This window comes from Methylobacterium sp. GXS13 (assembly GCF_001455965.1).
Classification (GTDB): Bacteria; Pseudomonadota; Alphaproteobacteria; order Rhizobiales; family Beijerinckiaceae; genus Methylobacterium.
The window spans coordinates 54,443-71,258 of the sequence record NZ_LKKO01000020.1; the positions used below are offsets into that span (position 1 = coordinate 54,443).

17 protein-coding genes are annotated in these 16,816 nt (G+C 68.7%); 8 read left to right on the top strand and 9 right to left on the bottom strand.

The annotated features are described in order from the left end of the window. Positions 1-2: 2 nt before the first annotated feature. Genes AO398_RS06350 through AO398_RS06360 form a run of 3 tightly spaced genes read right to left on the bottom strand, consistent with a single transcriptional unit; the run spans position 3 to position 3,744 of the window. On the bottom strand, positions 3-1,373 hold the full coding sequence (locus AO398_RS06350) for a right-handed parallel beta-helix repeat-containing protein (RefSeq protein WP_058191182.1): 1,371 nt from the start codon (positions 1,371-1,373) through the stop codon (positions 3-5). After that, on the bottom strand, positions 1,373-2,314 hold the full coding sequence (locus AO398_RS06355; RefSeq protein ID WP_058191183.1) for a glycosyltransferase: 942 nt from the start codon (positions 2,312-2,314) through the stop codon (positions 1,373-1,375). The genes AO398_RS06350 and AO398_RS06355 overlap by 1 nt, the downstream gene beginning before the upstream one ends. Then, positions 2,311-3,744: an oligosaccharide flippase family protein gene (locus AO398_RS06360; protein ID WP_244498682.1), complete on the bottom strand. Its 1,434-nt coding sequence runs from the start codon at positions 3,742-3,744 to the stop codon at positions 2,311-2,313. Before AO398_RS06360 ends, AO398_RS06355 begins: the two co-directional genes overlap by 4 nt. A gap of 269 nt (positions 3,745-4,013) precedes the next feature. On the opposite strand from AO398_RS06360, the gene AO398_RS06365 reads away from it, so the two are divergent. Further along, positions 4,014-4,535, top strand: coding sequence for a serine acetyltransferase (locus AO398_RS06365; protein ID WP_244498683.1), 522 nt, complete (start codon positions 4,014-4,016; stop codon positions 4,533-4,535). Further along, entirely contained in the window at positions 4,532-5,149 is a 618-nt protein-coding gene (locus AO398_RS06370; protein ID WP_058191186.1) for a hypothetical protein, read from the top strand. The genes AO398_RS06365 and AO398_RS06370 overlap by 4 nt, the downstream gene beginning before the upstream one ends. Positions 5,150-5,177: 28 nt before the next feature. Here AO398_RS06370 and AO398_RS06375 read toward each other — a convergent pair whose 3' ends face one another. Continuing rightward, positions 5,178-6,371 (bottom strand): DUF1972 domain-containing protein, encoded by a 1,194-nt coding sequence (locus tag AO398_RS06375; protein ID WP_058191187.1) that lies wholly within the window; start codon positions 6,369-6,371, stop codon positions 5,178-5,180. Between the two features lie 24 nt (positions 6,372-6,395). On the opposite strand from AO398_RS06375, the gene AO398_RS06380 reads away from it, so the two are divergent. Beyond that, complete coding sequence (locus AO398_RS06380; protein WP_058191188.1) at positions 6,396-7,133, top strand: class I SAM-dependent methyltransferase; 738 nt, start codon at positions 6,396-6,398, stop codon at positions 7,131-7,133. Between the two features lie 12 nt (positions 7,134-7,145). Here the strand turns inward: AO398_RS06380 and AO398_RS06385 are convergent, their stop codons facing one another. The 5 genes from AO398_RS06385 to AO398_RS06405 are packed head-to-tail and all read right to left on the bottom strand — an operon-like array spanning position 7,146 to position 12,964. Then, positions 7,146-8,078 carry a glycosyltransferase family 2 protein gene (locus AO398_RS06385; RefSeq protein WP_058191189.1) on the bottom strand — a complete coding sequence of 311 codons (933 nt, stop codon included), beginning with the start codon at positions 8,076-8,078 and terminating at the stop codon, positions 7,146-7,148. Further along, the gene (locus tag AO398_RS06390) at positions 8,075-9,589 is read right to left on the bottom strand and encodes an O-antigen ligase family protein (RefSeq protein ID WP_058191190.1); all 1,515 of its coding nucleotides are present in this window, start codon (positions 9,587-9,589) and stop codon (positions 8,075-8,077) included. Before AO398_RS06390 ends, AO398_RS06385 begins: the two co-directional genes overlap by 4 nt. Next, complete coding sequence (locus AO398_RS06395) at positions 9,586-10,224, bottom strand: CpsD/CapB family tyrosine-protein kinase (RefSeq protein ID WP_058191191.1); 639 nt, start codon at positions 10,222-10,224, stop codon at positions 9,586-9,588. The genes AO398_RS06390 and AO398_RS06395 overlap by 4 nt, the downstream gene beginning before the upstream one ends. Next, complete coding sequence (locus AO398_RS06400; RefSeq protein WP_152997434.1) at positions 10,221-11,795, bottom strand: Wzz/FepE/Etk N-terminal domain-containing protein; 1,575 nt, start codon at positions 11,793-11,795, stop codon at positions 10,221-10,223. Before AO398_RS06400 ends, AO398_RS06395 begins: the two co-directional genes overlap by 4 nt. Continuing rightward, positions 11,792-12,964 carry a polysaccharide biosynthesis/export family protein gene (locus AO398_RS06405; protein ID WP_058191192.1) on the bottom strand — a complete coding sequence of 391 codons (1,173 nt, stop codon included), beginning with the start codon at positions 12,962-12,964 and terminating at the stop codon, positions 11,792-11,794. The genes AO398_RS06400 and AO398_RS06405 overlap by 4 nt, the downstream gene beginning before the upstream one ends. Positions 12,965-13,419: 455 nt before the next feature. Between AO398_RS06405 and AO398_RS06410 the strand changes: the two genes are divergently transcribed. The 5 genes from AO398_RS06410 to AO398_RS06430 all read left to right on the top strand — a co-directional run bounded on the left by AO398_RS06410 (position 13,420) and on the right by AO398_RS06430 (position 16,801). After that, complete coding sequence (locus AO398_RS06410) at positions 13,420-14,523, top strand: helix-turn-helix transcriptional regulator (RefSeq protein WP_058191228.1); 1,104 nt, start codon at positions 13,420-13,422, stop codon at positions 14,521-14,523. A gap of 72 nt (positions 14,524-14,595) precedes the next feature. Next, complete coding sequence (locus AO398_RS06415) at positions 14,596-14,796, top strand: hypothetical protein (RefSeq protein ID WP_058191193.1); 201 nt, start codon at positions 14,596-14,598, stop codon at positions 14,794-14,796. A 287-nt stretch (positions 14,797-15,083) separates the two neighbouring features. After that, a complete protein-coding gene (locus AO398_RS06420) occupies positions 15,084-15,293 on the top strand; it encodes a hypothetical protein (protein WP_058191194.1) in 210 nt (69 codons plus the stop codon). 155 nt (positions 15,294-15,448) lie between these two features. Next, positions 15,449-15,979 carry a GNAT family N-acetyltransferase gene (locus AO398_RS06425; protein WP_058191195.1) on the top strand — a complete coding sequence of 177 codons (531 nt, stop codon included), beginning with the start codon at positions 15,449-15,451 and terminating at the stop codon, positions 15,977-15,979. A gap of 210 nt (positions 15,980-16,189) precedes the next feature. Beyond that, positions 16,190-16,801, top strand: coding sequence for a DUF2147 domain-containing protein (locus AO398_RS06430; protein ID WP_058191196.1), 612 nt, complete (start codon positions 16,190-16,192; stop codon positions 16,799-16,801). Positions 16,802-16,816 lie beyond the last annotated feature (15 nt).

The following is a 16,816-nucleotide window of genomic DNA, read 5'->3' on the forward strand; positions in this document are numbered from 1 at the left end:
GGTTACGGGCTCCTGTACGCGCCGAAGGTCGGGGCCTCGCCGGGCGCGTAGGCGCGGCCGGCGAGGTCGCGGGTCGCGCCGAGCGGGATGCCGGCGCGGGCGGGGGGCTTGGTCAGCGCGAGGCCGTCCGCGAACGGAGCCGCGCGGTCGCGGAAGGCGGGGGTGCCGGCGAGATCGGGGCCCTGGCTGTTCAGCGGCAGGCTCGCTCCGTCGCTGGTGGCCGTGGCGGCCCAGCGATAGAGAGGGGCGCCGACGCTGCTGCCGATGAAGTTCGGCCCGATCGCGTTGCCGTTGTCGGCGGTGGTCGCCTCGACCGCGATGGCCGCGATGCCGGGCCTCGTGGCGAAGGCGATGTTGTTGAGCACCCGGTTGCCCGCGGTGCGATCGACCTTCTTGGTGTAGTCGGAGGCCAGCACGATCTCGCCGCGATAGACATGCTTGCCGCCGGAATCGCGCATGTTGCCGGTGACGGTGTTGTTGACCACCGTATTGGAGCCGGCGTCGAACAGGTTGATGCCGGAGCCGTCATTGTCGGTGGCGACGTTGAAAGCGACGGTGTTGCCGTCGCACCATTGGTCGATCTGGATGCCGTTGCCGTCCTGGCCGGTGGTTTCCTTCTGGCCGGTGACGATGTTGTACCGGATGGTGTTGCGGTCGCCGGCGTCCTGGCCGGCGTCCTTGGCGTAGACGTGGATGCCGGAAGTGCCTGACATCCCGACGCCGTTGCCCGAGACCCGGTTGCCCTCGACCACGTAGCCGGAGCCGTTGATCTCCATCCCGTGGATGCCGTTGCCGGTCACGGTGTTGGCCAGGATGTAGCTCGGGTCCTCGGGGGGCACGTTGATCACGTCGACGGCGACGCCGTGGGTCTTGTTGTCGGCGAGCGTGTTGCCGGTGATGCGGTGGCCGGCCCCGGCGCCGTCCCCGATCCAGATGCCGAGGCCGGATTTCGACACGGTCGAGCCCGAGACGGTCACGTGGTGCGAGCCCCGGCGGATGATGAAGCCGGAATTGACCGCGCCCTGCACGGTCAGGCCGGTGACCGTGACGTAGGCGGCATTCTCGAACACCACCGAGTTCGACAGGACGGGCTTGGTCCCGGCCACCGCCGCCACGGTGACCCGCGCCGCGGCGCTGCCGCGGGACCCGATCAGAGCCACGTCGCCGTAGCTGCCGCCGCGGATCAGCACGCTCGATCCGGGGCCGAGGCTCGCGAACGGCACGTCGGCGAGACGCGCCACCGTGCGAAAACCGTCCATCGCGCCGCCCGCGGGATCGACTAGGATGTTCTGCTGCGACTGCGCATCGGCTGGGCCGCAGGCGGCGAGCGCCGGCAGGAGCAGGACTGCGAGGACGTGTCGGGCGTACAGCATCACGCCGCCAGCGCCCGGGCGATGGCGAGGCGCTTCTGGCGCTGGAACAGCCGCCGCCAGATCGTGCGGCCGGCTTCCGGGCTGACTCGCGTCAAGGCCCGCGCCGCCATCTGCCAGCCGGGCAGCAGGGCCGTCGGCATCGCCAGGTCGGCGACGCGGTGGCGTGGGGAGGCGGCCAGCGGCGGCGGGCCGACGAGCCCGAGCCGGGTGAGGTCGGCCGCGAGGTCCGGGCGTTTGCGGTACCACAGCACCAGGGCCGCGCCCTCGCGCTCGGCGATGCGCAGATAGGCCGCCTCATCGAGGAGGTGGTGGTGATAGGCCAACGCCTCCGGGGCGTAGAACAGGTGCATGCCGCGCCGGGCCAGCCGCTCGCCGAGTTCGATATCCTCGTGCCAGGTCAGCCGCGGGTCGAAGCCGCCGGCCTCCTCCAGCAGGCGCCGGTCGACGCTGACGTTGCAGGTCAAAAAGGCGTCCCAGCCGACCTCCACGCGGCCTTCGAGCGCGTCGTACGAGGCGTCGTGGTGTAGGGCCGAGAACGGCGAGAACGGCAGCGCCGGGTCGATGGTCATGCGTCCGAGGATCGCGGTCTCGCGCCCGCCCCGCCGCGCATGGGCGGCGACATGCGCCGCGACGAGGCCGGGGGACGGGATGGTGTCGTCGTTGACGATAAGCAGCCGCTCGCCCCGTGCCGCCCCGATTGCGTGGTTGCGGGCGGCGTTGGCCCCTTTGTTCTCCTGGCGCAGATGCACGACCGGGACGCGGCCCGTGGTGACCGCACGGCTGATCACCGTGCCGGTGGAATCGGCCGAGCCGTCGTCGCAGACGACGATCTCGAACGGCACCTCGGTCGTCTGCCGATCGAAGGCCCGCAGGCAAAGGCGCAGTGTGTCGGCGCGGTTGTAGGTCGGGATGATGACCGAGAGCATGGGGACGTCGCTCATGACGAAGCTTCCGGGATCGAGAGGGGAAGGGAATCGGCGGGGGAGCGGCGGCGCAGGCACAGCCATGCGGCCACCGCGGCGGAAAGACCGGCTGCGGTCGGCACCGTGAAGGGCGCGAGCGCTGCCGAACCGGCGGCCCAGACCAGGGCGGTGACGAGGCCGGGGCCGAGCACAATCGGCACGTCCGCGACGGTCAGAGGTGGCCCCACCTCCCGCCAGAAGGCGTGGGCGACAACCGCCAGCATCGCGACCTCGGCCAGAAGGGCGGCCCAAGCCGCGCCGAGCAGAGGATCCAGGGGGATCAGCACCGCGCAGGCCGCAAGGTTCGTGGCGCAGGCGGCCGCACTGCCACGTACCGCGAAGCCGGTCCGGCCGAGCGGAACAAGCCCCGCGAACAGCACGGTTGCGGTGATCAGCAGGGCGCTCATGGCGGCGGCGATCCGCAGGACCGGTGCGGCTGCGGCGAAATCCGGGCCGAAGATCAAGCGCACCAGGGGATCAGCGACCGCACAGGCCGCCACGGTTCCAGCACCTGAGGCCGCCAGGACCGAGGTCAGCGCCGGGCGTACGCTGGCGCATAGCCGAGTGGTGCCGGATCGCGGCCGGCCTGTTTCGAGGGAGCCGACCGCCCGGCCGAACACCGGCACGAGCGGTGCGCACAGGGTGATCGCCACCGCGGCGCCGAGCTCGAAGAATCTGAACCCGGCGGTGAAATGACCAAGCTCGGTGGCGCCTGCCAGGGCTGCCAGCATGATCAGGCTGATGCGGCCGTTCAGCGACCCCAAGGCGTTCGAGACCCCGACTCCGGCTGCCGCCCGTATCGCCGCCCAGCCATGCGCCAGGGAGGCAGGGCGCAGGGGTAAGAGCCGGGCGGCCAGGACCAGACCAACCGCGCCGTAGACGACGCCCGCGGACACCGCGACAACGCTCAAGGCTGCCTCGGGAAGCTGCAACCAGAGCGCGAGCGCGGTGCCGCCGACCAGGGTCGCGGCATTGGCCAGCGACGGCCAGACCGACCAGCCAGGTCGCCCGCAGACCTGAAACACGGAATCGAGGAAACGCGCGGCCGCGAGCGGCATGAGCGAGGCTGCGAGTGCCAGCGCGGGTCGGATTTCCTCGGGTAGGAACGGCAAGGTGCAGAGCAGCAGCAAGCCGGTGGTACCGCCGAGGAGCAGTCGGGCCGCGATCATGCGGCCGAATTCCGCAGCCCGCATCTCCGGCGCGCCAGCCCCCAGGCGCGCTCCGAAAGTCAGCGTCGTGCCGAAATCGGCGGCGATGAGCGCCACCGCGAGCACGGCCAGGGCGAGGCCGTAGCGGCCGAGGGCCGCCGGGCCCACGTCATGGCCGACCATCACAAAGGTGACGAAGCCAGCGGCCAAATAAACACCGCGCCCGGCAGCCTGTCCGAGCAGATTCGCGCCGTACCGCATGCCGCCTGGGCGGCGATATCCACGCAATCGGTTTACCAAGCGGTACATCTCTCGGTGAAGCCTTACTGAAAACCGCGACCTACGATTGCATCGTGGCAGGGTGCGTATGGCTTGCAACCGTATCTTCAATTTATGGTTGCATAGACGTCGCGCTTCAGGAAAGCGGAGGACTGCGTATGTCCGAGCCAGCCGAGACTGCCGCCGCCAGGGGGATCCACCTTGCGGGCGCAACGGAAACCGCCGGGGGACGACGGCCGCGGTGGGCGCAGATGCGCGCGGCGCTCGCAGCCGACCGCGCCCACTGGCATCGCCGTGGCCACGGCTCGGCGCGTCTGCACCGGGGCTATCACGCGGTCTGGCTCTATCGGCTATCGCGTTACAGCCACGAGCGTGGCTGGCGAATGGCGGCGTGGCTGCTGTGGCTCGTCAACGGCTGGTGGACCGGTTCCGACATCCCCCCATCGAGCCGGATCGCCGGAGGGCTCTTCCTGCCGTACCCCTTCGGCGCCGTCATAGCGGGCGCTGTCGGACGCGATGCAGCCTTCGGCGTCCAGGCCTCGATTGGCGGACTGCTCAAGGAGCCCGATCAAGATATCGGCGGTGGCCCCGGCCTGCCGGCGTTGGGGGACGGCGTGGTGCTCGAAGCCGGCGCGATCGTGCTCGGCGCCGTGCGGATCGGCGATCGAGCCCGCCTCGGCCCCCGCACAACCATCCTCAAGGACGTCGAGCCGGACGAGACCGTGATGCCCCAGCCCTGGCGCGCCCTGCCGGGCCGCGGAGCCGCGGCATGACCGGCGGCGTCATCAGCCCCGATCCACGCGGGCCGACCGGTGATACGGCGCTGCTCCGCCTGCTCTCCGCCGATTTCGCCCGCGTCCTGCGCCAGACCACGGGCGGCAAGCCAACCTCCCGGCTGCGCCGCCTGATGCACCTGACGCTGCCGGCCATGCAGGTCTCGATCTTCCATCGGACAGCCCATCTGCTGCACGGACGCGGCTGGCGGCGCAGCGCGGCGTTCGTCTCGAACCTGTCGTTGCGTTTGACTGGCGCGAGCCTGCATCCCGGCTCGCCGATCGGCCCTGGCCTGTTCGTGCCCCACCCGGCACGGGTCGTGTTTTGCGGCCGCGCGGGGACTGATCTCGTACTGCTGCCCGGGACGCTGGTCGGTCCGCGGGATTGGGTCTCTCCTGGTGCACCGTTCCCCGGCGATGCGCCGTGCCTTGGCGATGGCGTGGTCGTCGGCGCCCACGCGGCCGTCCAGGGCGCCGTCACGGTCGGATCCGGGGCGACGATCGGAATCGGTGTCTGCACGCTGCGGGACGTGCCTGCCGGCACCGTGACGATGATCGCCCAGCGGCAGATCCGCAGCCGCCCCGAGACTTCGGGGGCCGGCGATGCAGTCTAGCCGGGTGCCCGAGCGGTCCGACCCCGGCTCAGGCCGGCCCGTGCTCGTGCCGGCGAAGCGCTTCCGGGCCTGGGCGGGCGGTACGCCTGGACGGGAGCTGGCGCCGGAGCACGCCCTCGTAGGCGTCGAAAATGCCTTGCCAGCCGAAGGCGTCGGCGTGCCGGCCGCGGGAGGCCGCCGACAGGGCGTCGAGCCGGCTCGGTGCGGCGCGCACGAGGTTGAGGATGCCCCGGCGCAGCTCGGTCTCGTCGCCGAAATACACCGCTCCGTCGCCCGCGACCCAGCGATTGAACGGATTGTCGTGGGCCAGGATCGGCGAGCCGGCCCCCAAAGCCTCCACAAGGGACGGGTTCGTTCCGCCGACCGTGTGGCCATGAATGTGGAAGCGGGCGTGCAGCCGAAGGGCCGCGACGCGCTCGGATTCGTAGATCGCGCCGGCAAAAATCACGTCGGGGCCGCCCGCGGCCTTCACGGCACGATGGTAGGGATCGGACTCCATCAGCTTGCCGAGAACGACCAGGGGCAGGCCTGGGCGGATCTCGCTCCACGCACGCACGATCTGGAGCACGAGGTTCTCTGGCACCACGCGGGCGATCAGCAGCCCGTAATCGCGGGGGCGCACTTTAAAGTCCGCCAGCGGGGCAGTCGGCGCCTCCAGCACCGGGTCGGCGCCGTACGCGATGGTGGTGATCCGCTTTTCTGCGGTGTTGCGGGCCAAGTGCCGGGCGATCTCCGGATGGTCGGCGACCAGATGCGTGGAGAACAGGCTGCCGAGGCGCTCGTTCAGCCAGAACCACGCCTTGGCCGGCTTCGACCAGCGGTCGCGCTTCCACTCGATCCCGTCCATGTTCATCACGCTGCGCTTGCCCGTGAGCCGATACAGGATCGAGAACGCAGCGGTGTTGTAGCCCAGGACCAGCGGCAGGGCCGGCCGGAATGCCGCCTGCAGCGTGCATTTGAAGTCGAACACGATGGTCGCGAAGGCGCCGTCGCCCCGGACCGCCACCGGGATCAGCGCGATGCCGCGCCAGATGCTCGGCAGCGTCGGCTTGGTGACCTGACAATAGACTTCGACCCGCCAGCCGCGCTCGACGAGCTCCAGCGCGAGACGCTCGGCCAGGGTCTCGAAGCCTCCATGCGCGGCCGGCACCCCGCGGGTGCCGAGGATCGCCACGGCCGGACGCCTGTCCGGCTCGCCCCCCTTCACCACCACCGTGCGCATCGCGCCGCCAGAGGAGCCTAACAGATGGTCACCGTCGAACAGCGCCTGTTCCGGGAGATGGGCGCCGGGGGTTATTCCCGGCAGGACCACCGGATGGAGTACATCGTCCGCGTCAACGCGCTGCTCCGGCCGGACATGCGGGTGATGGAGTTCGGGGCCGGACGCGGCAAGTGGACCGATGACCCGGTTCCACTGCGCCGGCACCTCGGCGACTTCCGCGGACGTTGCGCTCACGTCATGGCTTGCGACGTGGATGAGGCGGTTCTCGAGAACAAGTCCGCCGACGAGGTCCGGCTCATCGGACACGATGGGATCCTGCCGTTCCCGGACGGAAGCTTCGACCTGATCTCGGCGTTCTCGGTCCTCGAACATATCGAGCATCCCGAGGTCACCGCAGCCGAGCTCGGCCGAGTCCTCGCCCCGGGGGGCTGGCTCTGCGCCTGGACGCCCAACCGCTGGGGTTATGTCGGAGTCGGCGCGCGGTTGATCCCGAAGCGGCTGCACGCCCAGGTCTTGCGCTGGGTCGAGCCGCGGCGGGTCGAGATCGACTCGTTCGTGCCGCTCTACACGATGAACACGGAGGCGGCGCGGCAGCGGCTTTTCCCAACTGATCGGTTCGAGCACTTCACCTACAGTTTTGACGGGCAGCCGTTCTATCATGGCGAGAACATCGTCCTGGGCAAGTTCTGGGAGCTGCTGTTCCGGCTCACGCCGGGTCCGTTAAAGGGCTATCACATGGTCTTCATTCGCAAGCGGCCTTGAGGATTGAGCCCATCAGCTTCGACGAGTGCGCAGGTGGGCGGAGAACCTGCGCATGTCCTCGGCTTTGTGGGCGAGGTCCGGCCGGTGCTTCAGCCGGCCGGCGAACCCATAGGCCAGCGCCCGCAGGGTGAAGCCGAGCCGGAGTGGCCCTGAGAAGAACGCCGGCGAGGACAGGAACCGGCCGGCATTGCGCAGGCGGTAGATCTCCGCCAACCCGTCGAGCCAGCGGGCTGAGCGCGCGCCGGACGAGCCGCCCTGGAGATGGACGACCGCGATCGCCGGCAGGTAGGCGACCCGCCATCCGGCATCACGCAGGCGGCAGCCCCAATCCACGTCCTCGCCGTAGAGAAACATCGGGCTTTCGAGCCCGCCGATCGTCTCGATCGCGGCACGGCGCATCATGAGAAACGCGCCGCAGACCCAGTCCACGTCCACGGCCGCGCGTCCCCTGGCTTGGCGACTCGCAAGGTAGAGACCGCGCAGGCCGAAGCGTCCAGACAACCCCGCGGCGTGGACCAGGGTCGAGAGCGGGCGCGGCTCATAGCCGGCATCGCCGACCTGATGGCGGCCGTCCGGGAAGATCAGGCGTGGGCCGAGGGCGCCGACATCCGGATGCGCATCGAGATGGGCGAGGGCGGCGGCGAGCACTTCCGGATCGCGCAGGAACGCGTCGGGATTGAGCAACAAAATCGTATCGTACTGCGCCGCCTTCAGGCCGACGGCATTGCCGCCTGCGAAACCATGGTTGGTCTGCTCCGCCATCAGCTTCACCCACGGGAAGCCGTAGGCAATCCGCTCCGGCGTCCCATCGGACGAGGCGTTGTCGACGAGGATCACCTCGTAGGGGCGATTGATCCGGCTGGTCGCCAGGAGCTGCAGGCAGGTCTCGATATCGGCACCGGCATTGTAAGTGACGATCAGGACGCTGAGGCCGATCCCGTTCATGGTCGGTACCCCTCTCGGCGCCGGTCGGCTGCCGCACGTCGTTGCGCCGCCCGCACGCCCGCGATCAGCCCGAGACCGGTATAGAGCAGCTCAGCGATACCCAGATTCAGGCGGAAGCCCGGGTCGACCAAACCGTGCAACAGGTGTGCGATCAGGCCGACGGCGCAAGCCGCTGCGATGGCCGCCAGGGGATCCCCGATCGGTGCGCGCCACGCGGCCCGGAAGCCCCGGAAGATCCCGACCAAAAAGACCAAGGCGAAGGCCGTATAGCCGACGATCCCGACCTCGGTGAGGATCAGAATGTGCAGGTTGTGCACCACGTGGTTCGAGCGGTCGAACAGGCCGGCGAGGCGGGACAGGCCAGTCTGATCAAGCACGGCGAACTGATTGCCGAAATTGTTCAGGCCGACGCCGAAGATCGGGAATTGTTCGAATAGGGCCAGGGCGGCCGCATTGAGCGGCCCACGCTGAGCCGCCGAGCCGCCATCGTCCGCGGTGAGGCGTTCCCAGACCAGCGGCCCGGCGTAGATCGCTCCGATCCCGGCCACCACGACCAGCACGGCGAACACGATCAGGCTCGCCCGGGAGAAGAGCCGGTCCCGGTAGACCAGCAGGACGACCAGGGTGGCCGAGAGCGGATAGGTCAGCCACGAGGCACGTGACAGGGTCAGCACTACGCCGACGACGGCCGATCCGGCGCCGGCCGCTCCGATGAGGCGCAGGAGCCGCGGACCCCGCGAGAGGGCGAGCGCCAGGGCCAGCGGCCAGACGAACTCGTAGTAATAGCCGAGGATGTTGGGGTGAACCTTCAGACCGCCAGCGCGGCGTTGCGCAGAGAAGTTGATGTTTTCCTCGACGATCTGCTCCTCGCCCAGCACCGAGAGGCCGAGTTCGGAGCCGGAGACGTATTGCAGGCCCGCCACCGCGGTCTGCACAAGGCACAAGGCACAGATCGCCAGAGCCAGGGTCCGGATGTCGGCCCCCGACAGGTTCGAGACCGCGACCGAGACCAAGAGCAGGCCGAGGAACCGCCAGGCATCGAACCACAGGTACGCGGTGTCTGTGGCGTTGCTGAGGGAAAGCAGGCCGGCCGCCAGAAATCCGATCTGCGTCAGGACGAGGGGCCGATCGAGGCGCAGGCCCCGGACGCGCTCGCCGATGCCGGTCACCTTCGACAAGATCAGCGTCAAAGCCACGAGGAGCGCGACGCTGACCGTCAGTCCAGCCCCGCCGCCGATGCTCGGCAGGTATTGGCCATTCGCCTCGAAATGCTGAAAGAAACTGACGTCGAGCTTCACGGTCAGCCCGACCGCGAGGCCGACCAGCAGGAGGGGCGTCAGGCGGTAGCGCTGTCCGGCGATGAGGGCGCTGACCCCGCCGAAGGCAGCCGCCAGCCCGACCACGGCGAATTTGAGAGGCGCAGCGCTCAGCGCCACGGCGCCAGCCGCGGCGGCAAGGCCGAGGGTGGCGATGGGCAAGGCGCGGAGCGCGCGCAGCGAGGCACCGCTCATCCGAGCCACCGGTACAGCCATTTCGGGATCGGCCGGCGGGTCCCGTTGAGGACGATGCCGAGCGGCGCACCGCCCGCTGCCTTGAGGTCGGCGAGCGCCTGCTGCGCCACGGCCCGGCGCGTGCGCTCGGCGCCGATCACCAGGACGAATCCGTCCACGAACGGCGAGAGCGCTGCAGCGTCGCCGATCTCGGTGATCGGCTCGCAGTCCAGGATGGCGAGGTCGAAGCGGTCGTCGACCAGCGCCAGGAAGTCCTCCACGCGGCCGTCGTCCAGGGTCGCCCGCTGAATCGCCCTGTCGTTGCCAGCCGGCACGACGCTGAGGCCGTCCGCCACCGGGTGAACCCCGAGGCTCGGTGCTACGTCGCCGGCGACGATGTCGGCGAAGCCCGGGCGGCCGACGAGCCCGTAGGCTTCTGCGAGCGATGGCCGTGACCAGTTCGCTTCAATCAGTACGGCGGTGCGGCCGCGGCGGGCATAGGCGCCGGCGAGTTCCCGAGCGAGGGTACTGACGCCCTCGCCGGGCTGGACGGCGGTGATCCCGACCCGGCGGAGCCGGGCTTCGTGGCGGCTGAGTTGGACGAGCGCCGGCTCCAGCACGGCCGGGTCGATCAGCGGGGCGTTGGCGGTGATCATGCGGCGGCTCCGCCGAAACGCGGGCGCCGCCCAGGGCCCGAGCGCAGCGGCACGGCGGCCAGAACCGGCACGCGCAGCGAGCGGGCGACTTCGGATGCACTACGGTAGGTCTGGGCGAGTATCTCGGCGAGAGCGACATAGGCCAGCGCGGCGAGCAGCCCGAGGCCGGCTGCCAGGCCGAGGATCAAGGGCCGGTTCGGGCCGGAGGGCAGCCGCGGCGGTACGGCGCGCGCGACCAACGCGGAGGAGGTCACGGACTGCGCGTCAAGCCCGGTGCCTGTGCGCAGGGCGTCGATCCGCTTCTGGGTGTCGGTGATCTCGTCGCTGAGCAGGCTCTTCTGCTGCGCCAGCCGGCCATAGGCCAGGGCGGCGTCGCTCTGGCCGATGGCGGCTCTGCGGCGGTTGGCTTCGATCCCCGTGATGGTCTGAATCTTCTCCGACAGAACCGAGAGCCGCGCCGTGTCGGCGGCGATCAGCGCTTGGTACTTCTGCCGGGTCAGGGCCGCGAGGTCCCGGTCGAGGCTGACGAATTCGGGCGCGGTCGGCCTGAACCGGACGGCGATCTCCGCGCGCTTGGTCCTGAGATCCGCCCAGCGCGTGTCGAAGGCCGCGACGGTCGGGTCGGCATCGGGCGGCGTCGGCTGCCAGCGATCGGGGCCGGTCTCGCGGGTGCGCTTGAGCCGGGCCTCGACGCCTTCACGCTCGATCTGCGCGGCCGATTTTTGGCGGGCGAGGTCGGACAGCGTTCCGAGGTCGTTCTGCTGCTCGATCTCGAAGCTCGCGGTGTTGTTGCCTTTCAGGGATTTTGCCAGCTGTGCATCGATGGCGGCGAGGTCGGCGCGCGCCCGCTCCAGCTTGCCCTGGTAGAAGGTCGCCGGGGTCTCGTCGGCATAGACCTCGACATGGCGGCGCTTGTAGGCGTCGAGCAGCCGATTCAGGGCCTGGGCGGCGAAGTTCGGATCCGTCCAGGTGAAGCCGGTCAGGATCACGTCCGTCTCCTTGACGAACACGACCTTGAAGGACGCCAAGTAGGCCTCGTAGAGCTTCTCGTCAGGGCTCAGGTGGCGCAGGAGGCCGAGCGCCTCGAACGGGATGCGGGCGGTGTCCACGATCCAGGTCTTGACCGCCTTGGCCCCGCGCATGGCGACACGGCCCTGGTAGATCAGCCAATCCATCCAGTCCTCGGGGGGCGGCCCGAGATCGCCCGCCGGAGTGATCGCCTTCAGCGCCGCGAACTCGTCGCGCACGATGCTCGGATCACGCAGGATTTCGATCTCGTTGTTCACGTTCTGCGCGCGTTCCGAGAACATGTAGTTCTGGTTGGCGCCGCTCTGGATCGGGGCGGCCGACTTCTCGCGGCCGAGGCGTATGATCAGCTTGGCGTCGGCGGTGTATTCGGCCGGCGTCAGCAGGAGGTAGATGCCGGCGCCGAGGATCGCGGCGGCCAGGATCAGCAGGGCTGGCCGGATATGCCGGAACAGGGCCGCCAGGGCGTCGCGAAGATCGAAGGCGATATCCTCGAACGCGTCGGGCGTGGTCCGGTCGGGCCGGGACAGGTCGGACTTCGTCACGTCCCGGACCTCACGGTTGCGCTGGTGGAGGTGTTGGCCGACGGACCGGTGATGTAATTCACACCGAAGCCGGTACCGTTGAAGAGCAGGATCTGGCGAACCACCAGATCGACGGCGCGGGCGGTCTTGGCCAGCAGTGATGGCGGCACGTAGACCGTGGCGTTCGGCGGCACGATGATCGTGTCCGCCAGCCCCGGCTGGCCGATATCGACGATGCGGACGCTGCCTGCTGCCTCGGCGTCGAACCGGATGATGCGCACGGCCTCGCCCGCGGCGGTCGGCAGGATGCCACCGGCCGAGCCCAGGACCTGCGCCAAGGTGCGGGCGCCCTGGAGGGTCACGGGCCCAGGAGCCCGGACTTCACCGAACACCATGGTGTTGGCCGGCACCAAGCTCGCGAGCCGCACGCTCGTGCTCACCGTGGCGAGCTGGCGGTGGTAGGCCGCGGTGAGGCTGCCGGCGAGTTCGGTCACGGTCTTTCCGGCGGCCTGAACCGCGGGCACCATCGGCAGGTTGATCTTGCCGTCCGGCTCGATCGCCAGGACCTTCACGCGGCCCATATCGGCCCGCTGGGTGAGTTCGCGGAAATCATCGGTCACGGTGCGGAATTTGCGCAGCATGATCGTGACGACCGGGTCGATGAGGACGTCGTCGTAGCTGTTCTTGATCAGCGCGGCCGCGGCTTCCGGCGACAGGCCGGCGACCTTGATGCCGTTCTTGCCCGGCAGCGAGATCCGGCCGTCCGGCCGCACGATCACCGTACGGTTGTATTCTGGGTGGGTGCGGAAATCGACGTCGAACTCGTCGCTGGGGTTGAGACGGTAGGTCGGCTGAACCACGCTGGAATCGATCAGGAACGAGACTTCGAGGTTGTCGCCGACGTTGAGCCGATAGTTGGCCAGTCCCAGGCGCATCGTGCGCCCGACCTCCTCCTGGGCAGCCGCGACCAAGGCGGGCGGCAGACCCTCGGTAATCGAGCCGGTCTGCGTCACGTCCGGGCCGGATCGCCCGGCGGATGTGGGTTTGCCCGACATACAACCGCTCAGCAGCGGTGCGCAGGTCAGGACCGCCAGCGCGGTGGCACGACTTCGCGGATGAGCCGCGAGGCCGGATGCCCGGGAGACGCGCCGGGTCGCCGCGCTGAGGACCGCAGACAGGATAAACGCCATCGACCTTCAGCCGCACCATGCTCGACTGCGCCCGTCCGATGACAACTCGTGATCGAACCGCGCTGAGCGATACAATCGACGGGTTTGGTTAACGAGGCTTGAAGCTCCCCCGTCTCGAATCTATCAGAAGTTGTGATCTCGGCCGCGTGGCAGAGTACGGAGCTGTGGTCGGGCGGCGGCAGGGCCGGATGCCCCTTCTGGGTTCAACCGACGCCGTTCCATCTGCCGGATCGACGGCGCTTACGTTCATTGAGCCACCTGATACCCAGGAGCCACCCTCGGGAATAATCAATCCATCAACCTGGATCGACCTATCGAAATTGTCGTCCGTTGAGCTGATTGCTCGGTATTGAGGGTTAAAATGACGAAATACGATTGATCATCGGGCGTTATTTTGATGAAATGAATGTATAACGATCCTGATGGCCGGTTTTGCCGGCTCGGAGTCGAGCCCCATGCCCGGCCTGAATCATGATCCCGTTGCGCGCCTGCGTGATGATCTGGAGATGAGCTTCCGGGAAGATCTGGAAGAGGCGGTGGTCGATCCGGCGCGCTGGCCGGACCTGATGGAGCGAGTTGCACAGGCTTCTGGGAGCGAGGGGGCGCTGCTCCTGCGCACCGACCGGACGGGTCTGGACGCGATCACAACGGCCTCTTTGGCCGAATCCTCGAGGCGCTATTTCGAAGAACATTGGCATCGGGAGGATCACCGCTTTCGCGGACTGCCGATGATCCGGGCCCGGGGCATCGCCGTCGACCAGGATTTCACGACGCCCGAGGAGATTGAGCGGCTGCCGTTCTATCAGGATCTGCTGGCCTCCAGCGGCCTGCGCTGGTTCGCCGGCATCGGCTTCGAGGTGAAGGGCCGGCTCTGGTGCCTGGCCTTGCAGAGGACCGTGGCGCAGGGCCTGTACGAGCCCCATGAGCAGGCGCGTCTCGCCACCCTGTCACCGCTGCTCCGACGTGCCGGGCTCCTCACCGCGGTGGTCGAGAAGGCGCGACTCGCCGGGCTGACGGAGGCTTTCGACGTCCTTGGGCGTCCCGCCATGATCCTCGATTCCGAGGGGAGGGCCATCCGCTGGAACACGGCGTTCAGTACTCTGCTCGGTCGCGATCTGAAACTGGCGGGTGGACGTCTCATCGCCGAGGAGGGCGAGGCTGCGCGGCAGCTCGAGGCGCTGTCGCGGCCGTCCGGGCGATCGCCGATCTCCGCCGTGGTGGTGCCGCGGCGCGATGCCCTTCCGATCGCGATCCATGTCGTGCCGCTGGTCGGCCCCAGCCGCGGATTGTTCGCGGGCGGGCGTACGCTGCTGATCGCCAGCGTCCCCGGCGCTCTGCCGGTTCCGCCTGCCGCCATCCTTCAGACCGCCTATCGGTTGACGCCAGCGGAGGCGCGCTTGGCCCAGGCTGTATCCGGTGGTCTCAGCCTCGCCGAGGCGGCGAACCAATTTTCGATCACTGCTGCCACGGCACGCTCACAGCTGAAGGCGATCTTCGCCAAGACCGGCGCGACCCGGCAATCGGACCTGCTCCGGCTTGTGACCGGGCTGGCGCGGTAGGCCGCCCGAGAGTGGGAAGCGGAACGTCTTCGGTCACGCGGTCGTTGCCAACAACACATTCGGAGAACCGCAATGACATATCGGATTGCACTGGCTTCCGCGCTGGCGATCGGCGCTCTCGTGCTCGGCGCGCCGGCCGAAGCGAAAGGCTGTCTCAAGGGGGCGGTCGTTGGTGGGATTGCCGGGCATATGGCCGGTCACGGCAAGATGGGCGCCGCCGCTGGCTGCGCAGTCGGGCATCACCGGGCGAACAAGAAAGACAAGCAGGGCTAATCCAGCCCTCTCGCTCGACCCATGCACCGTCCTCGACAGGGCGGTGACCTGGAATGACCCACGGCCTCATGAAGCCGGATCCCTGAGGGGGGATCCGGCTTCTTCCGTTTTGGATCCGTGTTCGCCGAGCGGGATTGGCCGGACCGCACCAAGCGAACCGTCGCTCCAAGCCGCCGCCGGAGGTCGCGTCGCCCTTGACGCTTCATTGAAGTTGTTCTAATTAAGAACTGACATAGAGCGGGCCATTCGACGACCTGCCGAAGCTTTCACGACGACGGAGAGACACCATGACCGGTACCGCGAACGCCGCCTGCGAGAGCTGCCGCTTCTTCGACGATCACAAGCTCAACGGTGCTCAAGCGCAGGGCGACGAGGGTCTCTGCCGCTTCAATCCGCCGGTCAGCCAGCCCGCACCGCAGTCCAAGGGTCTGTGGCCGGTGGTGGCCTCCAAGGACTGGTGTGGCCACTTCACCGCCGAAATGACCGCGGCCGAATAATCGGATCGCACGGCGAATCGATTGCGGACCGGATCTGCGTCCATCCCCGCGCAATCCGGCCACGGGATCGGCCGTGACGATCCGGGCGCGATCGCCCGGCCCCTCGGGGTGATCGCGCATTGCCGGTCTGAGCGTCGGGCAGATAGAAGTGGACCGTGACCCACACGATCCGCCCTGCAATCGAGGTCGATCTCCCGGCCATCGCATCCATCTACGGCGATGCCGTCAGCACCGGCACGGCCAGCTTCGAGTTGGAGCCGCCGAGCATCGTTGAGATGGCTCGCCGTTTCGCTGTCCTGAACGAGGGCGGCTTCCCGTATCTCGTGGCTGTCCGGGATGGCACGGTGGCCGGCTACGCCTATGCCGGCCCTTATCACCAGCGCGCGGCGTACCGCTCGACCCTCGAGGATTCGATCTACGTCGCGCGGTCGGCCCGGGCGGCGCGCTTCGGCCGCGCCCTGCTCACCGCGTTGATCGCCGAGAGCGAGCGCATTGGTGGCCGGACGATGGTCGCGGTCATCGCCGAGAGTGACTGCACCGCCTCCGTTGCGCTGCATGCCGGCCTCGGGTTCACGCCGGTCGGCACCCTGGCAGGCGTTGGCTACAAGCAAGGCCGCTGGCTCGACGTGACTCTGATGCAGCGGCCGCTGGGGCCCGGCCGCAGCACACCGCCCACGCGTGCCTGAACCATCCGCATCGATACGAAGACTTGCCAATACGCCTCAGCCCTAGGCTGCGCCGTCATGATGCGGACAACTTCGCGCGGGACAGGGCGGGCAGGACGCGCGCGTCGCCAGGTTCTGGACCCGGCGACAGCGCGATGACGCGACCGAGGGGGCTTTCCGCATGGCGGGTGGTTGCGCTCCTTCAGGGTCGCGAGGCAAGGGAGTTCGGGTATGACGATGTCTTCGATCGGTCGGCGGATCGCGCCGCTCGCGGTCCTTGCGTTCGCCGCGCTGGCGGCTCCCGCGCAAGCCGCGGCTCCGGCCGACCCCAGCGGCACCTATCTGACCGAAGACGGCCGCGCCCGCGTTCGCCTCGAGAAGTGCGGTGCGGCCAACGACCGTCTGTGCGGCTACGTGGTGTGGCTCAAGGTTCCGCTCAACGATAAGGGCGAGCCGCGGATCGACTTCAAGAATCCCGACCCGAAGAAGCAGGCGCGCCCATCCCTGGGTCACCAGCTGATCATGGGTCTGAAGCCGAACGCTGACGCCCATTACGAGGGCAAGATCTACAATTCCGAGGACGGCAAGTCCTACGACGTGACGATCTGGACGGACGCGCCCAACGAGTTGACGGTGCGTGGATGCCTGATCGCCTTCCTGTGCAAGTCGCAGACCTGGAACAAGGTCGTCGACCTCGCGCCCGGCCAGCTCACAGGACCCACCAACGCCCCGAACGGCCCGCGCAGCGATCCGGAATTCGCCACGGGGTCGAAGCCCACCGCCAAGGCGGGCGCGAAGCCGCCGTCGAAGCCAGCCGCAGCGGACGCTCCCGCTCCGCAATAAGCAGGATGCGCGGCC

Excerpts from the sequence above, each read along its gene's own strand:
- AO398_RS06355 (WP_058191183.1), bottom strand. The coding sequence starts at position 2,314 with ATGAGCGACGTCCCCATGCTCTCGGTCATCATCCCGACCTACAACCGC.
- AO398_RS06390 (WP_058191190.1), bottom strand. The coding sequence starts at position 9,589 with ATGAGCGGTGCCTCGCTGCGCGCGCTCCGCGCCTTGCCCATCGCCACC.
- AO398_RS06350 (WP_058191182.1), bottom strand. The coding sequence starts at position 1,373 with ATGCTGTACGCCCGACACGTCCTCGCAGTCCTGCTCCTGCCGGCGCTC.
- AO398_RS06370 (WP_058191186.1), top strand. The coding sequence starts at position 4,532 with ATGACCGGCGGCGTCATCAGCCCCGATCCACGCGGGCCGACCGGTGAT.
- AO398_RS06430 (WP_058191196.1), top strand. The coding sequence starts at position 16,190 with ATGACGATGTCTTCGATCGGTCGGCGGATCGCGCCGCTCGCGGTCCTT.
- AO398_RS06395 (WP_058191191.1), bottom strand. The coding sequence starts at position 10,224 with ATGATCACCGCCAACGCCCCGCTGATCGACCCGGCCGTGCTGGAGCCG.
- AO398_RS06410 (WP_058191228.1), top strand. The coding sequence starts at position 13,420 with ATGCCCGGCCTGAATCATGATCCCGTTGCGCGCCTGCGTGATGATCTG.
- AO398_RS06375 (WP_058191187.1), bottom strand. The coding sequence starts at position 6,371 with ATGCGCACGGTGGTGGTGAAGGGGGGCGAGCCGGACAGGCGTCCGGCC.
- AO398_RS06380 (WP_058191188.1), top strand. The coding sequence starts at position 6,396 with ATGGTCACCGTCGAACAGCGCCTGTTCCGGGAGATGGGCGCCGGGGGT.
- AO398_RS06420 (WP_058191194.1), top strand. The coding sequence starts at position 15,084 with ATGACCGGTACCGCGAACGCCGCCTGCGAGAGCTGCCGCTTCTTCGAC.
- AO398_RS06405 (WP_058191192.1), bottom strand. The coding sequence starts at position 12,964 with ATGGCGTTTATCCTGTCTGCGGTCCTCAGCGCGGCGACCCGGCGCGTC.
- AO398_RS06360 (WP_244498682.1), bottom strand. The coding sequence starts at position 3,744 with ATGCGGTACGGCGCGAATCTGCTCGGACAGGCTGCCGGGCGCGGTGTT.
- AO398_RS06415 (WP_058191193.1), top strand. The coding sequence starts at position 14,596 with ATGACATATCGGATTGCACTGGCTTCCGCGCTGGCGATCGGCGCTCTC.
- AO398_RS06365 (WP_244498683.1), top strand. The coding sequence starts at position 4,014 with ATGCGCGCGGCGCTCGCAGCCGACCGCGCCCACTGGCATCGCCGTGGC.
- AO398_RS06385 (WP_058191189.1), bottom strand. The coding sequence starts at position 8,078 with ATGAACGGGATCGGCCTCAGCGTCCTGATCGTCACTTACAATGCCGGT.